Consider the following 13,956-nt stretch of genomic DNA (forward strand, 5'->3'; position numbering starts at 1 on the left):
AAAAAGGAGACAATTATGAAAAAAATATTTATAACGACTGCAATGGCAAGTATATTGTGCATGGGCTTTGTCTCTTGCGCAGACGAACTGAATATCAAGTCCATTGACCCACAGTCTTCCCCATCATATACAGTAGATGGTCTCTTGGCCAAGCAGTATGCTACGCTTGGTCTTACTGGACAGAAAGGTCCTGCTGGTTCAGCAGACTTGAGTGGCGACGAGGGTGAGAGTGGATTCATCCGTACCATTTTCAACCTGCAAGAGTTGATGACCGACGAGACAGCATGGGCATATCAGAACGATAATGCTATTGCCCCTATCACCAACTTCAGTTGGAATAGTGGTAATGACCGTGTGAACTGGGCATATCAGCGCCTCATTTTCGACATCACACTGTACAACCAGTTTATTTTCGAGCAGTCAGGTAGCTTGAGCGAAGACAGAATCGCAGAAGTTCGTTTTCTCCGTGCTCTGAACTACTATTATTTCCTTGACCTGTTTCGCAAGGCTCCATTCAAGGACACTTTCGACAACAATCTCCCTACCGAGAAAAGCGGCAAGGATCTCTATGAGTGGTTGGATAATGAGTTGACCACCATCGAACCTATGATGGCTGAGGTGGGCGCTTATAATAACAGTGAGAATTTTGGACGTGCAGACCGTGGTGCAGCTTATGCCCTCCATGCTCGTTTGGCACTTAACTCAGCTGTTTATACAGATGGTCAGGTTAAGGACTACCAGAAGGCTATTCATTATTGCGACGAGATTATCAATAGCGGTAAATACGATCTTTGTCGTGCAAAAAAGAATGGCTGGAGCGGTTATCAGCAGCTGTTCATGGGCGACAATGACTGCAACCCTGAGGCTATGAAGGAAATCATCTTCCCTATCCGTCAGGATGGTTTGAAGGCTCGTGCGTATTCAGGTACCACATACCTCGTATCAGCAGCTACTATAGGTGGTATGCCTTACGCAAGCACACAAGACCCATGGAAATGTATGTTTGCCCGCGAGAATTTGATTGAGAAGTTCTTCCCTAACAAGGACATCCCAATGGCTACAGTTGATGATGTTTTGAGCAATCCTACACAAGAAGAGGTGAGAGCTAAGGATAGCGAGAAGGGCATCGGTACAGCAGACGTAATCGCAAAGGCTGGAGACGACCGCGCCCTGTTATATATGGGTGTAGGTGGCTGCGAAACAGGCAAAGTTCGTACTATCAATCCAGGTGAGAACATCACAGGTCCTCTGAATGGTGCATCTTTTGTAAAGTGGAGCAATCTCCATGCAGATGGTTCCACACAGCACGATCAGAACTATTCAGATACAGACTTCCCTATGTTCCGTTTGGCAGAAATCTATCTGACCCGTGCAGAGGCTAAGTACCGTCTCAACGGCAGTCAGGAAGGTTTGGCTGACATCCAGTTAGTTCAGGGCCGTGCCAATCGTCAGATAAAAGCTACATCAGTAGATGAGCAGACCCTTATCGATGAATGGTGCCGCGAGTTCTTTATGGAAGGCCGCCGTCGTTCAGACTTGGTTCGCTTTGGCTTGTTCACAGGTTCTAAGTACCTCTGGAGTTTTAAGGGTGGTGTAGAAAAAGGTGCTGGTACTCCAGCATACTACGACATCTATCCAATGCCAGACAATGAGATCAAGAACAACCCTAACTTGCATCAGAACCCAAAATACTAAATTGTTAGGAAACAAGATTTAATTTAAAGAAATCAATTATGAAAAAGATATTCAAATTAATGTTGCTGCCAGCATTGGTACTTCCTTTGCTCTTTACATCCTGTGATGAAGACAGAGACAGCAACCCAACATTGGATCTGAGTCATCTTGCTGAGGGATTTGTATTGAACACTCCTGCTCTTGCAGAAAACAATACCTATGATCTCAAGAGTGCAAAAAACCTTGTGCTTACATGCTCTCAGCCAAATTATGGTGATGCACCTTACGCAGTGAAGTACTATGCACAGGTTTCTATCGACCCTGCATTCGTCAATGATCCTACAACCACTCATACAGAGTTGGCGACATACGCAGAGAATGCAAGCAACTTGGAATTTAATGCATCCGAAGCAAACGATGCTATCGTATCACTGTTCCAGGCAGCCAATCCAGACACAAGCGTTCCTGAGGAAATGCCTATTTACGTCCGTCTTCGCGGAGTCATTAGCGGTACTTTGAATCAAACCTTGGGCGAGACCTATTCAAATGTCATTACCCTGCCTTCTGTCAAGGCTACCTACGAGGCTCCTGACGCTAAGTTCACAGATAACCTCTTCTTGATTGGAAGTTCTATCCAGACTCCATGGCAGAGTTGGAAAGCTATTCCTAAGGTAGAAGGCTTGGATGGCAATTACTATGGTATCATCTACGTGCCAGCTGGTGGCGAATTCAAGTGGGGTACCGAGAACAATGACTATCGCGGTATTAACCGTCTTAAGGAAATCAACGATGAAGCTGGTGCAGGTATCTCTGCAGGTGAGGAGCAAAACATCAAGGTAGCCAATGCTGGTTGGTACACTCTTCACTTCAAGGGTAAGATTACCGAAGACAAGAAGAACATCGACTGGACACTGACTGTTTACAAGACTCAGGTATGCCTGATTGGTACTTGTATTGGTCAAAGCACTTGGGGCTTTGCTGACGATACAGCTCTGACACCTCCAGCTGATCCAACTGGTGAATGGGTTTCTCCTGGATTCACTGCCAGCGAAGAGCTTCGTGTATCTGTCAAGGTAGGTAGCATCGACTGGTATCGCACAGAGTTCACTGTTCACAATGGCGAAGTGTTCTGGCGTAAATATAATATGCCAAACAATTGGGCTGAGACCATGGGTGCAGATTACTCTGTTAAGCCTGCCGTTGGCACGAAGTTGTATGTCAACTTTGATACAAATAAAGCAGAAGTTAGATAATTTAAGATCAAAGCAAAATGAAAAAGACATTTTTATATAGCTTAGCAGTCTTGGCAAGTTTAACACTTGCCAGCTGCAACGGCGACTACGATGATTGGGCTCAACCACAGCACAATCCACAGGAAGCCTCAGCTGCCAAATATGGTATCACCTTTACAGCGGGTCCTGAAGCAGAATGTAATATGCCTGACGAAGATGGAGTCATCAATCTCGTCACAGTCAATTCAACAGATGCCAATGTTACAGGCTATACATTGAAAGACTTGAAAGTGAATGGTGAAGCTATCAAAGGCGAAATCAGTGGCAATAGCATTCAGGTAGATGCTACTGAATTGGAGAAGATTCTTTGCAACGAGAATAAAACTCGCGCCAGCGTTGCAAGTAACATCAAAGTTGAGTCAAAGGTTACAGTCAATCTGGCATCAGGCGATGCTGTTGCCATCAACACAGTAGGTGAAACTACAGGTAAGATTACAACATCCCCAACTCCTGCTATCGACGAGAATGGCTACTACATGCTCGGTGAGGTTAATGGCAATGACTGGGATGCGACAAATCCTGTATGGATGACCAAAATGTCAGATGGTGTGTACCAGCTTAAAGTCACCACAGTGAAAGACAAGAACTACTTCAAGTTCTACGAAGGCAGCAAGTTCGAAAGCGGCAACTGGAATGTTATCAACAAAGGTGTCATGGGTTGCGAGAAAGACGGTAGCGAAGATGCTTCTGGTACAATCTATTATACTGGCGACAGCTGGGGTACTCCACAGACAATGGTTATCGCAGGTAAGGGCACATGGATTGTAACTCTCGACATGAACAACCTGTCTTACTCTGTAGGAAAGCCTATCCTCTATATGGCAGGTGATGCTAATGGATGGAAGCAGATTGACGTCCTCAATAGTAATGATGGTGTTAACTTTACAGGTTATATGTACCTGAACCAGAATGGCTTCAAGTTCAGTACTCAGCCAAACTGGGATGGTACCAACTATGGTGCTGACTTTGATACAGCTCCTGATGCAGGAAACATCGTGATAACAGAAGAAGCAGGTTTCTATCAGGTAGATGTTGACTTGTCTAAGAAGACTTACACACTGACTCCATTTACTATTGGTATCATTGGTAACGCAACTCCTAAAGGTTGGGATGGCGATACGAATATGACATACAATCCGGAAGAGCGCTGCTGGGAACTTAAGAACGTCACATTGACTGATGGAGAAATGAAGTTCCGTCACACAAACGATTGGTCTCTCAGTTGGGGTGGAGAATTAGATAACCTCACTACACAGAATGGTCCAAACATCGCTGTAGCAGCTGGTACTTACGACATCAAGCTTGTGGTTAATTGGGCAGAAGGAACTGCAAAGTGTGTGATGACAAAGAAGTAAGCATTTGCTTCATCAAATAAACTTAAAATTAATAGGCGGCTCTCAATTCCGAGAGTCGCCTATTTTTTTCTTTCTCCTCATCCTTTTCAAGTATTTTTTACCTAAAACCTTGGAAGTTACGAGGAAAAATCGTATCTTTGCGGCAAATTAGAAATAACAATAAAGTAAAGCAATATGGATGTAGCTATAAATAAAATAACAACAACAATAACTGTTCCGCAAGTTGACTTCAACTTATTAAAGGAACTGGCAAAGAAGTTTGGCTGGGTTATTCAAACCGAAAAGAAAAGTGGAATTGAAGAAGCCATAGAAGATGTTAAAGCTGGCAGAGTATATCATGCAAAAGATGCTCACGACTTGATCAAACAGTGCTTACAATGAAATACTCTATTGACTTTACAAACAAATTTAAAAAGTCTCTTCGAAAAGGAGTAAAACGTGGTCTAAATCCAGTTCTCATTGAAAAAGCAGTAGAAAAACTAGCCAATGAGGGTAAACTACCACCATCATATAAATCACATAAACTTCATGGAAACTTTGAAGGTATATGGGAATGCCATATAACCCCTGATTGGTTGATGCTATGGGAACAAAACGACGAAAAACTAACGTTGCTGTTCCTCAACAATGGAACCCATAGCGATTTGTTTTGACAATAATATATTGAACTTTCGTAAGGGAGGAAAAGAATATGGATAGTTTGAAAGCTTATCGTGATGTCAAGAACTCTATAGATACGGCTTTGGAAAAAGTATCAACGGCCACAGAGCTTCCACTGGAGGAAATTCAGAAAATGAAGGAATAAGAATAAATTATTAGGCGGTTCTCGAACATATCGGGAGCCGCCTATTTTCTTCTCAAAAAAAACTTTTCCACCCTAAATCCTTGCGAGTATCAGAATAAAGTCGTATATTTGCAGATGAAATGTGACATTTTTAAATAAGATATTATGGCAGAACTTAAAGACAGATACATTCGTTTCGACTGGGCTATCGAAAGATTGCTCCGCCAAAAAACCAATTTTGGCGTACTAGAGGGGTTCCTCACTGTCTTCCTGAACGAAGAGGTAAAGATTATCGACATTCTGGAAAGTGAAGGCAATCAGAGTGCTGCCGATGACAAATTTAACCGTGTTGATATCAAAGCAAAGAATAGCAAAGGAGAAATTATCATCGTAGAAATACAAAACACCAGTGAACTATACTATCTGGAGCGTGTTTTATACGGTGTAGCCAAGGCTATCACGGAACACATCAACCTGGGCAACAGCTACAAGGAGGTGAAGAAGGTGTATTCCATCAGCATTCTCTACTTCGACCTGGGAAAAGGTTCTGACTATATCTATGTAGGACAAAATAACTTTGTGGGTTTGCACACGAAAGACCAGTTGATAATTAGCACAAAGGAGAAGGACAATATCGTAAGGAAATCACCTTCAGAGATTTTCCCAACCTACATCCTTGTTCGTGTCAACGAATTCAATAGTGTAGCTAAATCGCCGTTGGAGGAGTGGGTCAACTACCTAAAGAACGGCGTTATCGCTGCCGACACCAAGGCTCCAGGACTGCAAGAGGCTCGCAAAAAGCTGAAATATTACGAGATGTCTGACGCCGAACGTCATGCATACGATGAGCATCTCAATGCCATCATGATACAAAACGATGTCTTGACCAATGCTAAGCAAGAAGGAAGAGCAGAAGGAAGAGCAGAAGAGAAAAAAGCCATTGCTCTCAGCCTGTTGGCTCAGAATGTAGCTCCAGAAATCATTGTACAGGCTACAGGATTAAGTATCGAAGAAATCAAAAAACTATAAATACCAGGCGGCTTAACCAAATTTTGCTCATTCCCTCATTTTCTGAATTTCCTCCAGTGGAAGTTCTGTGGCCGTTGATACTTGTTCATCAGAAAGCCCCATTGACAGGAGACGGCGAGCTGAGGATAGCTTTTCTTTTTCCATTCCTTTCGCCATTCCTTTTTCCATTCCTTTCTTTTCGTCAAACTTTCTGGTGGCATATATATCACGCATATTTTTGATGTCCTCGTCATAAAGCTCAAGTTCTTCACGGGTAAGCTTGCGGAGGTCGCCTATTTCAGCCAATTTGCGGAAGACTGGATACTTCTCGCTGAATGGCATCTGCTCAAACATATTCTTCTCTCCTTTTTATATTCTTTTATTCTTTTGATTCTCTTGTGGCTTCTATAGAAAATTTCAGAACTCCTAAATTAACCCCAAAAGTCAATTTGCGCATTTTTAGTGGCAGCTTATCTGCAAAGACTTCGTTCATTGCAGCTTGTATTTTTCCTTCTGTTGCTTTGTCTGGTAAAATACCATGCTCCTTTGCATCTTCATTCACCTTGTCTATGCTTCTTGCCAACTTGCGAAGTTGAGTGAAAGTATCAATGATGGCAATGGTAGTGCTGATGGCTAAATCACCTTTCAGAATAGTGGCAAGCATATAAAGTCCTTGTTCAGTAAATGCGTGAGGTGCAACAGTGGAATGTTTGAGTTTTTTGAACCGATCAAAATTTTTGATGAGTTCTTCTTTCTCGTTGTTATTCAACTCAATAACATAACCTGGAGGAAACTTTTTAGGGTTGTTTCTTAGTGCTTGGTTGATTTCTCTGGTTTCTACTCCATACAATTCCGCAACATCTCTGTCAAGGATAACTTGCGTATCCCTGATGACAATGATTTTACTTTCAGTTTTTACAATATCTTCTTGATGTCCCATAATTTCTTTTTTAGAGCTATTTATGGGCAAAGATACGACTTTTCCTTGTAACTTCCAAAGTTTTAGGGAAAAATGTAGGGATGGGGATAAAGAAAAAAAGGCGACTTTCGGAATTGAGAGTCGCCTATTAATTTTAAGTTTATTTGATGAAGCAAATGCTTACTTCTTTGTCATCACACACTTTGCATAGCCTTCAGCCCAAGCATAAAGCTTGATGTCGTAAGTACCTGCTTCTACAGTGATGTTTCCACCATTCTTTGTTGTGAGGTTATCTAACTCTCCACCCCAACTGATGGCCCAATCGTCGTTGGCACGGAACTTGATTTCACCAGCACTCAATGTGATGTTCTTAACTTCCCAGTAGCCATTAACTTCCTTGGTATCCTTATTGTAAGGAACGTAAGTCATATCTACGTCTGAATCCCAACCTTTAGGTGATGCACTACCAATGATTCCAATAGATGTAATAGGAGTCAGAGTGTAAGTCTTCTTAGATAAGTCAACATCTACCTGATAGTAACCTGCAGGTTCTGTTATTACGATGTTCTTTGCATCTGGAGCTGTATCGAAGTTTGCGCCATAGCCTGTACCACTCCAGTCTGGCGCTGTAGTGAACTTAAATCCGTTCTGATTGAGGTACATGAAACCTGTGAAGTGTACACCATCACCTGCGAGATAGTCATATCCATCCCAGCCGTTAGCATCGCCCTTCATGTATAGCTCTGGGGCTGGCTCAATGGTATAAGAATAGTCCATCATGTTGAGAGTGAGCTTGTACTTGCCAGGCTCTTTAATCATACCAGCACCAGGGCCAACGTTTGTCAAATCACCTTTCTCGCTGATGCTTCCGTTTTCCTTAGGTCCTACTACGCCATCAGCCCAGAGGTCACCGGCGTCAATGTTCTTCTTAGGAATAATCTTCCAATACTGGTCAGCCTCTTTTGTTTCGAAAGTGATAGTGAAAACAGGATCGTCATATACATCTTTGTCGCTGTGCATGAATGCCTTTGCTGCTTTAATCGACCATCCGTTATCGTCTTCGGCTTTAAACATATCGCCTACGAGGTAGTAGCCAGAATCAATGAATGGAGACTTTGGAGTCATCTCAAGGTTAAATTTACCAGCATCAATAAGAACAGCATCACCATTTTTGACCGCATTTAAATAAACATGGGCAACAAAAGAGTGAGCTATAGGACGCTTGCCATAATAAGATACTATTACTTCTGAAAGATCTGCAACAGCGGACTTACCCTCAATGCTTGCATTAACGTTTTTCTTGATTGCATTATCTTCTCCTTGAGGAATAATCTCTAAGCGAGCATTATCAAGTGTAAAACCTTCAGGAAGAGCTGCTTCGCTTAATGTGAAGATACTGACACTATCTGTTGTCACACTGGAACAGTCGATGGACTGAACTACTGGTGTTGCAGTAAAGCCAGGAATCGTGATGGCTTCTTCCTGTGGATTGTGCTGTGGTTGAGCCCAATCATCGTAGTCGCCGTTGCAGCTGGCAAGTATAACACTTGCCAAGACTGCTAAGCTATATAAAAATATCTTTTTCATTTTGCTTTCATCTTAAATTATTTAACTTCAGCTTTATTTGTATCAAAGTTGACATACAACTTCTGGCCAGGGTTGGTAGATACAGAGTAATCTGAACCCACGTCCACCTTCCAGCCTTTATCAACACTTTGTTTACGCCAGAACACGTCGCCCTTGAGAATAGTGAACTCTGTGCGCCACCAGTCGTTGTCACCGACCTTGACAGCAACACGAAGTTCGCTGCCGGCAGTGAATGCAGGAGAAACCCAATCACCACTTGGATCGTCTGGAGCTGTCAGAGCATTTTCGTCAGCAAATTTCCAATTAGTTTGACCAATACAAGCACCAATCAGGCAAACCTGAGTCTTGTAAACAGTCAGTGTCCAGTTGATGTTCTTCTTGTCTTTGGAAATCTCACCCATGAAGTGGAGAGTGTACCAACCTGCGTTGGCTACCTTGAGGTTTTGGTCGTCACCTGCAGTGATACCTGCACCAGCTACATCGTTGATTTCCTTGATTTGGTTGATGCCAAGTTTGTCATTGATCTCAGTACCCCAATTGAATTCGCCACCAGCAGGCACGTAGATGATACCATAGTATTCGCCTTTCTTGTCAAATACCTGAGGAATAGGTTTCCAACTCTCCCATGGAGTCTGGATAGAACTTCCAATCAAGAAGAGGTTTTCAGTGAACTTAGCGTCAGGAATAGTAGCCTTCACAGAAGGCAAGGTGATGACATTTGAATAGGTCTCGCCCAAGGTTTGATTCAAAGTACCGCCAATGACTGCACGAAGGCGGATATAAACTGGCATCTCGTCAGGAAGATTTGCATCAGGATTGGCTGCCCGGAAGAGAGATACAATAGCTTTGTTTACTTCGTATGCATCAAAATCCAAACTGCTTGGATTCTCTGCATATGTCGCCAACTCTTTATGAGTGACTGTAGGATCGCTGACGAATGCAGGGTTGATAGATACCTGCGCATAATACTTCACAGGGTAAGGTACTCCACCATAATTTGGCTGAGAGCATGTCAATACCAAGTTTTTTGCATAGTAGGGGTCGTAGGTATTGTTTTCTGCAAGAGCAGGAGTGTTCAATACAAATCCCTCTGCAAGATGACTCAGGTCCAATGTAGGGTTGCTGTCTCTGTCTTCATCACAGGATGTAAAGAGCAAAGGGAGTACCAATGCTGGCAGCAACATGAATTTGAATATCTTTTTCATAATTGATTTCTTTTAATTAAATCTGGTTGCCTAACAATTAGTATTTAGGATTTTGGGTCATGTTAGGATTGTTCTTGATTTCATTGTCTGGAATAGGATAGATGTTGTAGTATGATGGAACACCAGCACCTTTTTCCGCACCACCCTTGAAACTCCAGAGATACTTAGAACCTGTGTACAAGCCAAAGCGAACCAAGTCTGAACGACGGCGGCCTTCCATAAAGAACTCACGACACCATTCATCAATAAGGGTCTGTTCGTTTACTGATGTAGCTTTCGAGGCACGGTTGGCACGGTCCTGAACTAACTGGATGTCAGCCAAACCATCCTGACTGCCATTGAGGCGATACTTAGCCTCTGCGCGGGTCAGATAGATTTCTGCCAGACGGAACACAGGAAAGTCGGTATCAGAATAGTTCTGGTCGTGCTGTGTGGAACCATCTGCGTGGAGATTGCTCCACTTTACAAAAGACGCACCATTCAGAGGACCTGTGATAGCCTTACCAGGATTGATTGTACGAACTTTGCCTTCTTCGCAGCCACCTACACCCATATACAACAGGGCACGATCATCTTTAGCCTTTGCGATCACGTCGGCAGTGCCAATTTTCTTCTCGCTATCTTTTGCAATCACCTGTTCTTTAGAAGGATTCTTCAAGACATCATCAACTGTAGCCTTAGGGATGTCATTCTTGTTAGGGAAGAACTTCTCAACCATGTTTTCGCGCGCAAAAAAACATTTCCATGGGTCACCTGTGCTTGCATAAGGCATACCGCCGATAGTGGCTGCCGATACGAGGTAAGTGGTACCTGCATACGCACGGGCCTTCAAACCATCCTGACGGATAGGGAAGATGATTTCCTTCATAGCATCTGGGTTGCAGTCATTGTCGCCCATAAACAACTGCTGATAACCGCTATAACCATTCTTTTCTACACGACAAAGATCGTATTTACCTGCGCCTTCACCTACGTTGTTGAGAATCTTGTCGCAATAATCAATAGCCTTCTGGTAGTCCTTCACCTTACCCTCGGTATAAACTTCAGAGTTAAGAGCCAAGCGGGCATGAAGTGCGTATGCTGCGCCACGGTCGGCACGTCCGAAATTCTCTTTGTTATTATAAGCACCCACCTCAGCCATCAGAGGCTCTATGGTGGTCAACTCATTATCCAACCAGTCGTAGAGATCCTTTCCCTTTTTCTCGGTAGGGAGACTATCGTCGAAAGTGAGCTTGAATGGAGCCTTGCGATACAGGTCAAGGAAATAATAGTAGTTCAGTGCACGGAGGAAGCGAACTTCTGCGATTTGGTCTTCGCTCAGGCTGCCTGATTGCTCGGCAATAAACTGGTTGTACAGAGTAATGTTGAAAATGAGACGCTGGTATGCCCAGTTTACACGGTCATTACCGCTATTCCAACTGAAATTGGTGATAGGAGCGATGGCATTATCGGCCTGATATGCCCATGCAGTCTCGTCAGTCATCAACTCTTGTAGGTTGAAAATGGTACGGATGAATCCACTCTCACCCTCGTCGCCACTCAAGTCTGCTGAACCAGCAGGACCTTTCTGTCCAGTAAGACCAAGAGTAGCATACTGCTTTGCCAAGAGACCCTCTACTGTATATGTTGGGGTGGACTGTGGGTCAATGGACTTGATATTCAGTTCGTCTGCGCAAGAGACAAAGCCCATGCACAAAACACTCGCCATTGCAGTCGTTATAAATATTTTTTTCATAATTGTCTCCTTTTTTATTTTTAGAAGTTAAGATTCAAACCAAGCTGGAAGCTTATTGGACGTGGGTAAGGATTGCTGTCGATACCACTGCTTACTTCTGGGTCGATACCCTTGTACTTGGTAATGATGAATGGGTTCTGTACGGTGAAGAAGATGCGTCCGCTGCAAATCTTCTCAGCACCTGCCTTGAACAATGCAGGGAAGCTATAGCCCAAAGTCATATTGCTACACTTCAGGTAAGAAGCATTGCGTACAAAGTAGTCACTGGTATTGGTGGTGAGATCTGTTGTACCCTTAAAGCCAAGATTGACGGCCTCTGCAGTTGTGTTTCTGAAGAGATCGGTATCGTTGATTTTCGCCAACTCAGCTTTTGAGTTCAGGAAATCGTAGTACACATAGTTGCCGATAGATGCATGGAAGGCAGCACTGAAGTCCCAGTTCTTATAGATGAACTTGGTGGTGAGACCCATGATGACATCAGGAGCAGGGCTCTTGTAGCAATAACGGTCGTCATTGTCAATCTTGCCGTTACCGTCACGGTCAACATATACACCCTCAATAGGCTTGCCGTTCTCGTCGTAAACCTGTTGGAAAACATAGAAAGAATTGAGAGGTTTGCCAACCTTGTTTACCTGTACCAATGTGTTGTTACCACGAGACACCTTGCTACCTGTCCAAACCCAGTCTTTCAAGCCAGCCTCTAACTCTGTAATTTCATTGTGGTTCCATCCCACGTTGTAGGTTACATCCCAAACGAAGTCCTTGGTGACGATAGGCTTCACATTGAATGCCAATTCCACACCATAGTTTTCAAGAGAACCGATGTTCTTCAAGAGTTTATCGCCAAAGTTAGTACCACCAGCGATCTCAATTTCTGACAACAAGTCAGTAGTCTTACGATAGTAACCATCAATATTGAAGCCGAAGCGGCCATTGAGAGCGGTGAAGTCAATACCGCCATTGTAGGTTGTGGTCTTTTCCCATGTCAGCTCAGTGTTGTATTTTGTTGGGCGCATGGTCTGATAATACTTGTCACCCAATGGATACTGTGCATAAGTGTCGCTGATGGTATATTTAGGAGTATAGTAGAAGTCGTCAATACCATTCTGCTGACCAGTCATACCCCAGCCCAAGCGGAGCTTCAACTCATCAATCCATTTTACATTCTTCAAGAAAGACTCGTTGTTAATCTTCCAGGCAAAGGCTGCTGCTGGGAAGTAACCCCATTTCTTGCCCTTTCTGAAGCGAGAAGAACCATCGGCACGGAAGGTTGCTGTAAGCAAATAGCGGTCCAGCAAGTTATAGTTGAAACGTCCGAAGTAAGATACCAAAGAGTTGTGCCCCTTCCATATGGTGTTTGCCATGTATTGTGGGTTATTCACGTAGTTCCATTCTCCATTTACCAACTGTGGATCGTTATCTCTCAAATACTCATCGATACCGCTTCCTATGTTATAGGTTGTTCTGTGATAGTGGCTTTGCTCAGCACCTGCCATGATGTCGATGTCGTGCACACCAAACTTGTGGGCATATTCAGCAAAAGCTTTTCCTTCGATGCTGTATTTGTATTGATGGTCAATACCATACCAACCAAAATAGTTATTGGATGACGAATACTTGTTAATATCATCATGCTGCTTGGCATCAGTGTACTGTGCACCGATGGCAGCATGCAAATGCAAGTCTTCGAAGCCATGAATCTTATAATCTACCTCTAAGTTTGAAGTTATGTCATGAGTATTGGCTATCATTTTTTGGTTGTTGAGGAGAGCCACAGGGTTCTGAGGAACTTGACTCTTGGCTATCTTTGTCCAGTTAGGATCTGTAATCTTGTCGCCTTTGTTGTCCAGATACTGGAAATATCCGCCTACACAATTGTACATCTCATCGTTTACACGAACAGGCTGTGTTGGATCCATGGTCAACGCATTACCGATGGCATCACCAAAATTGGCATAGCGGTCCTTTTCGAACATATACTTCGCTGTGAAGTTGAAGTTCAAGTGCTTGTCGAGGAAGGAAGGAGCCAAATTGACAGAAGTGTTGAAACGCTTCATCCAGCTGGTCTTAACGATACCGTTGTTGTCTTCGAAACCTAAGCCAACACGGTAAGGCATATCCTTCAAGCCACCCTGTATGCTGATGTTGTGGTTGGTAGAGATGGCAGTGCGGAAGATCTCGTCCTGCCAATCGGTGTCGGCTGTACCCAAAGCTTTTGTATCATAGCCTAAAGAGGTAAGAGCCTGCTTGTACTCGCCAGCATTCATTACCCTTAATTCCGCAACACTATAGTTTAACATTATTTATAAGTGCCTGAGCAACAAAAAGTTGCCCAGGATTTTGCCATGTCAGAATTTTCACTTACCTTAGTGTTGCGAAAAGAAGACAAGCAAAACT

At 43.4% G+C, this 13,956-nt stretch carries 12 protein-coding genes; 6 read left to right on the forward strand and 6 right to left on the reverse strand.

Annotation, left to right across the window (positions count from 1 at the left end; translation table 11 throughout):
- The first annotated feature begins 15 nt into the window (after positions 1-15).
- The 6 genes from susD (EXN75_RS10070) to EXN75_RS10095 all read left to right on the forward strand — a co-directional run bounded on the left by susD (EXN75_RS10070) (position 16) and on the right by EXN75_RS10095 (position 6,134).
- Positions 16-1,695 (forward strand): starch-binding outer membrane lipoprotein SusD, encoded by a 1,680-nt coding sequence (susD, locus tag EXN75_RS10070; RefSeq protein ID WP_134843699.1) that lies wholly within the window; start codon positions 16-18, stop codon positions 1,693-1,695.
- 38 nt (positions 1,696-1,733) lie between these two features.
- A complete protein-coding gene (locus tag EXN75_RS10075) occupies positions 1,734-2,927 on the forward strand; it encodes a SusF/SusE family outer membrane protein (protein WP_134843700.1) in 1,194 nt (397 codons plus the stop codon).
- A gap of 17 nt (positions 2,928-2,944) precedes the next feature.
- Positions 2,945-4,321 carry an Outer membrane protein SusF domain-containing protein gene (locus EXN75_RS18245; RefSeq protein ID WP_134843701.1) on the forward strand — a complete coding sequence of 459 codons (1,377 nt, stop codon included), beginning with the start codon at positions 2,945-2,947 and terminating at the stop codon, positions 4,319-4,321.
- Positions 4,322-4,495: 174 nt separating this feature from the next.
- Positions 4,496-4,702, forward strand: a complete 207-nt coding sequence (locus EXN75_RS10085; RefSeq protein WP_134843702.1) for a hypothetical protein — start codon at positions 4,496-4,498, stop codon at positions 4,700-4,702.
- A complete protein-coding gene (locus tag EXN75_RS10090; protein WP_134843703.1) occupies positions 4,699-4,974 on the forward strand; it encodes a type II toxin-antitoxin system RelE/ParE family toxin in 276 nt (91 codons plus the stop codon). Before EXN75_RS10085 ends, EXN75_RS10090 begins: the two co-directional genes overlap by 4 nt.
- A gap of 296 nt (positions 4,975-5,270) precedes the next feature.
- On the forward strand, positions 5,271-6,134 hold the full coding sequence (locus EXN75_RS10095) for an Rpn family recombination-promoting nuclease/putative transposase (protein WP_134843704.1): 864 nt from the start codon (positions 5,271-5,273) through the stop codon (positions 6,132-6,134).
- 27 nt (positions 6,135-6,161) lie between these two features.
- Here the strand turns inward: EXN75_RS10095 and EXN75_RS10100 are convergent, their stop codons facing one another.
- From EXN75_RS10100 to EXN75_RS10125, 6 genes are all read right to left on the reverse strand, one after another.
- On the reverse strand, positions 6,162-6,467 hold the full coding sequence (locus tag EXN75_RS10100) for a transposase (protein WP_134843705.1): 306 nt from the start codon (positions 6,465-6,467) through the stop codon (positions 6,162-6,164).
- A gap of 25 nt (positions 6,468-6,492) precedes the next feature.
- Positions 6,493-7,053: an ORF6N domain-containing protein gene (locus tag EXN75_RS10105; protein ID WP_134843706.1), complete on the reverse strand. Its 561-nt coding sequence runs from the start codon at positions 7,051-7,053 to the stop codon at positions 6,493-6,495.
- Positions 7,054-7,212: 159 nt separating this feature from the next.
- The gene (locus EXN75_RS10110) at positions 7,213-8,619 is read right to left on the reverse strand and encodes an Outer membrane protein SusF domain-containing protein (RefSeq protein WP_134843707.1); all 1,407 of its coding nucleotides are present in this window, start codon (positions 8,617-8,619) and stop codon (positions 7,213-7,215) included.
- Between the two features lie 17 nt (positions 8,620-8,636).
- Positions 8,637-9,824 (reverse strand): SusF/SusE family outer membrane protein, encoded by a 1,188-nt coding sequence (locus EXN75_RS10115; protein ID WP_134843708.1) that lies wholly within the window; start codon positions 9,822-9,824, stop codon positions 8,637-8,639.
- Positions 9,825-9,861: 37 nt separating this feature from the next.
- On the reverse strand, positions 9,862-11,559 hold the full coding sequence (gene susD, locus EXN75_RS10120) for a starch-binding outer membrane lipoprotein SusD (protein WP_134843709.1): 1,698 nt from the start codon (positions 11,557-11,559) through the stop codon (positions 9,862-9,864).
- 20 nt (positions 11,560-11,579) lie between these two features.
- Positions 11,580-13,859: a SusC/RagA family TonB-linked outer membrane protein gene (locus tag EXN75_RS10125; protein WP_134843710.1), complete on the reverse strand. Its 2,280-nt coding sequence runs from the start codon at positions 13,857-13,859 to the stop codon at positions 11,580-11,582.
- Positions 13,860-13,956 lie beyond the last annotated feature (97 nt).

It is taken from the genome of Segatella hominis, assembly GCF_004535825.1.
In the GTDB taxonomy this organism is placed as follows: domain Bacteria; phylum Bacteroidota; class Bacteroidia; order Bacteroidales; family Bacteroidaceae; genus Prevotella; species Prevotella hominis.

Excerpts from the sequence above, each read along its gene's own strand:
- susD (WP_134843699.1), top strand. The coding sequence starts at position 16 with ATGAAAAAAATATTTATAACGACTGCAATGGCAAGTATATTGTGCATG.
- EXN75_RS10075 (WP_134843700.1), top strand. The coding sequence starts at position 1,734 with ATGAAAAAGATATTCAAATTAATGTTGCTGCCAGCATTGGTACTTCCT.
- EXN75_RS18245 (WP_134843701.1), top strand. The coding sequence starts at position 2,945 with ATGAAAAAGACATTTTTATATAGCTTAGCAGTCTTGGCAAGTTTAACA.
- EXN75_RS10085 (WP_134843702.1), top strand. The coding sequence starts at position 4,496 with ATGGATGTAGCTATAAATAAAATAACAACAACAATAACTGTTCCGCAA.
- EXN75_RS10090 (WP_134843703.1), top strand. The coding sequence starts at position 4,699 with ATGAAATACTCTATTGACTTTACAAACAAATTTAAAAAGTCTCTTCGA.
- EXN75_RS10095 (WP_134843704.1), top strand. The coding sequence starts at position 5,271 with ATGGCAGAACTTAAAGACAGATACATTCGTTTCGACTGGGCTATCGAA.
- EXN75_RS10100 (WP_134843705.1), bottom strand. The coding sequence starts at position 6,467 with ATGTTTGAGCAGATGCCATTCAGCGAGAAGTATCCAGTCTTCCGCAAA.
- EXN75_RS10105 (WP_134843706.1), bottom strand. The coding sequence starts at position 7,053 with ATGGGACATCAAGAAGATATTGTAAAAACTGAAAGTAAAATCATTGTC.
- EXN75_RS10110 (WP_134843707.1), bottom strand. The coding sequence starts at position 8,619 with ATGAAAAAGATATTTTTATATAGCTTAGCAGTCTTGGCAAGTGTTATA.
- EXN75_RS10115 (WP_134843708.1), bottom strand. The coding sequence starts at position 9,824 with ATGAAAAAGATATTCAAATTCATGTTGCTGCCAGCATTGGTACTCCCT.
- susD (WP_134843709.1), bottom strand. The coding sequence starts at position 11,559 with ATGAAAAAAATATTTATAACGACTGCAATGGCGAGTGTTTTGTGCATG.
- EXN75_RS10125 (WP_134843710.1), bottom strand. The coding sequence starts at position 13,859 with ATGTTAAACTATAGTGTTGCGGAATTAAGGGTAATGAATGCTGGCGAG.